The sequence below is a fragment of the Stutzerimonas stutzeri genome (assembly GCF_024448895.1).
GTDB classification, from domain to species: domain Bacteria; phylum Pseudomonadota; class Gammaproteobacteria; order Pseudomonadales; family Pseudomonadaceae; genus Stutzerimonas; species Stutzerimonas stutzeri_Q.
In genome coordinates this window covers 1-2,686 of the sequence record NZ_JAMOIC010000057.1, presented here as the reverse complement: position 1 = coordinate 2,686, position 2,686 = coordinate 1, and the positions used below count along the sequence as shown (strand labels likewise).

Here is a 2,686-nt window from a genome sequence, read left to right as displayed (position 1 = left end):
TCGAGACCGTCTCCCATCGTTGAATTGAGCTAGTCACGCCACCATTAAAACAAAGGCAGATATTCGCATATCTGCCTTTGGGTATTGGAGCTCATGAGCGGATTTGAACCGCTGACCTCACCCTTACCAAGGGTGTGCTCTACCAGCTGAGCTACATGAGCGCGTCTTTCGCACAACCAAAACATGGAGCGGGTAGCGGGAATCGAACCCGCATCATCAGCTTGGAAGGCTGAGGTTCTACCACTAAACTATACCCGCTAAGCTTTGGTTATCGCCTAAATCTGGTGGAGGGGGAAGGATTCGAACCTTCGAAGTCGATGACGTCAGATTTACAGTCTGATCCCTTTGGCCGCTCGGGAACCCCTCCAGAACGAGGCGGCATTTTCAATGCTTGCCCCTATGCTGTCAAGCAATTTCTCATTTAAAAACCTGAGCTTAGCTTCCGTGACAGCGCTTCGAGTAACACCATAAATGACATCAACCTCGAAGCGGGCGCCATTCTATGTAAAGTCTTTTGAAGATGCAACGCCTGAGCAAGGCATTTGTCGATGCTCAAGATCAGGAAAGTCTGCGACGAGCCCTGCAAGCAGTACGTCAGTCAACAGTTGTCGGCTTGCGCCGGCGATAACCACCCAATAACGACGATGGGTTCTCGGCAACTCGCGGATCGACGCCTCGTAGTCGACCAGTTGCAGCCGCTTCACCACGCTTTCCGCTGAATCCCTACGCGAAAATATCCCAAGTGATATGCCGTTAGACAAATCCCCGATCGTAATTATGTAGCTATCAATATTTCTCGATTGCAGCTCCCGAAGCTGCCGCAAGGACGCCTGCCTGGAGACCAGAGGAGGAAGATATACCCAGTAATCAACTCCGGCCGCCTCATCTACAGTTTCGACCCTAGAGTCGATATCTAGACTTAGTAGGCGCTGCTCGACATCCAAAGCGACTGTTTCTTCGTCAAAGCCACCAAGATGCAAGCAAGTATTTTCCGCTTCCCGCGCTAACTGCTTGGGGGGGAGAGTTCGTGCCTCACTCAACAATTTGATGTCGGGCTCGTTTGGCTGATCTCTTACGGCACCAGAGGCACGGTCTTCAACAGGTGGCTTGTTTAGGTGATACAGGCCTAATAACAAGTTAAGCATGATCAATAGCAGGAAGAGCCAGCGCATCAATACCTCTTCAAGGGCAGGCCTTAGCCAGCCCTCGGAAAACAAGATCAGGAACGCATAACACGGACGATAGATCGCTAGCCAGGGCCAGATCACCACCGGTGACAAACGTCGTAAAATCCTTACCTAGATAAAATTCAGCGTATTCCATTTGAGTAGCTATATAGCTGCGCACCATTATTAGACATCCGCGCTCGACTGCTTCAGCGGTACTTCGGCCAGGTGAAAGATCACTTAAAGCAAGTGAGGACTCTGCCACGTCATACTGAATACGCCGGGCATGAGCGAGCAGCTGCCCCCTTAGCAGCGCAGCTCCTGGAACAATATAACCCCCCAGATGCAAACCATCCTGCGCAACGAGGTCAACTGTAATTGCGGTTCCTAGATCGATAACTAAGCATGCGCGCTTGCACAGATCATACGCCGCTATAATTGCTAGCCAGCGATCCACGCCAAGACGCTGCTGGTCATGGTATCCGTTGATCACGCCTCCGGCATTGCTTAGCGGAGAAGCGCTATCCACTTTTACGCGAAGGGCATCAGTAAGCGTATTGATAATTTCGGCAGTTTCTAAATCCCCTCTCACGCTCACCATCCGACATCGATCAATGGCGGCCATTAGCTCCCTACCACGCAGATCGTCAACTAGCTCCAGCGCATGACTTGCAATACCTTCCGCGGCCAGGAGCTCAGAGAGCCCATCAACGATTCGCCATTTTATGTAGCTATTTCCGCAGTCAAGCTCAAGAATCATGGTCGAGCCTCAAGCTAAGTTCCCCGCCACTAAATAGCTGTTCTGTTTCGTCATTGATAACAAGCCGAAGAGCACCCTGCTCATCTATCCCGCTCACTACCCCCTTGAACTGCTGCGCTCCGGTGCTCAAGATGCACCGCTGCCCCTGCCATATATGATTCTCCTGCCACTCATCCTTCAGACTCGAAAAACCGAGGCGAGCATGGACGCTCAGATAATTATGCAAGGACTCGCTCACCACATTCACTAACTCGGTTCGATCAGTCAAAGCACCTTTTTGCGCCCTTACCGATGTCCAGGGCTGATCTACGCGCTCAATGGCATGGCTCATATTTACGTTGATCCCGATACCAATTATAACGTGGCAGATGTCCGCCGGATCTCCTGTGAGCTCCAACAGAATCCCGGCTATCTTCACGCCGTCGGCATAAATATCATTCGGCCACTTAACACCGGCTTTTTCTACACCAACGCTTCGCAGTGCATTCAGGACGGCAAGCCCCACAACCAGGCTTATGCCCGCAAGTCCTTGCGAGCCATTCGTTACTTTTAACGCCAACGTATAGTAGATGTTCTGGGCAAACGGGCTCACCCACACGCGCCCTCTTCGCCCTCGCCCAGTCGCTTGATGCTCGGCTAATACTAAGAACGGAGGATTCATCCCGGATTGAAGAAGCCTCAATGCCTCGGCATTAGTGGAGTCTATCGTCTCGCGAATATAAACATCCCAGCCCAGACGATCGGCCATATCACGGATCTG

3 protein-coding genes and 3 tRNA genes are annotated in these 2,686 nt (G+C 51.7%); all 6 read right to left on the bottom strand.

The annotated features are described in order from the left end of the window. Positions 1 to 85: 85 nt before the first annotated feature. Positions 86 to 161: transfer RNA gene (locus tag NA619_RS24865), tRNA-Thr, on the bottom strand. 23 nt (positions 162 to 184) lie between these two features. Beyond that, positions 185 to 258 (bottom strand) — tRNA-Gly (locus NA619_RS24860). Positions 259 to 282: 24 nt separating this feature from the next. Beyond that, a tRNA-Tyr gene (locus NA619_RS24855) sits at positions 283 to 367 on the bottom strand. Between the two features lie 133 nt (positions 368 to 500). Then, positions 501 to 1,172, bottom strand: coding sequence for an SPOR domain-containing protein (locus NA619_RS24850; RefSeq protein ID WP_255964431.1), 672 nt, complete (start codon positions 1,170 to 1,172; stop codon positions 501 to 503). A gap of 10 nt (positions 1,173 to 1,182) precedes the next feature. Beyond that, positions 1,183 to 1,926, bottom strand: coding sequence for a type III pantothenate kinase (locus tag NA619_RS24845; RefSeq protein WP_255964430.1), 744 nt, complete (start codon positions 1,924 to 1,926; stop codon positions 1,183 to 1,185). Beyond that, positions 1,916 to 2,686 (bottom strand): biotin--[acetyl-CoA-carboxylase] ligase (locus tag NA619_RS24840; protein WP_255964429.1); only part of this gene is annotated, 771 nt, incomplete at its 5' end. The genes NA619_RS24845 and NA619_RS24840, both read right to left, overlap by 11 nt.

Bases quoted from the DNA above. Each gene is read 5' to 3' on its own strand.
- NA619_RS24845 (WP_255964430.1), bottom strand. From the start codon at position 1,926: ATGATTCTTGAGCTTGACTGCGGAAATAGCTACATAAAATGGCGAATC.
- NA619_RS24850 (WP_255964431.1), bottom strand. From the start codon at position 1,172: ATGCGCTGGCTCTTCCTGCTATTGATCATGCTTAACTTGTTATTAGGC.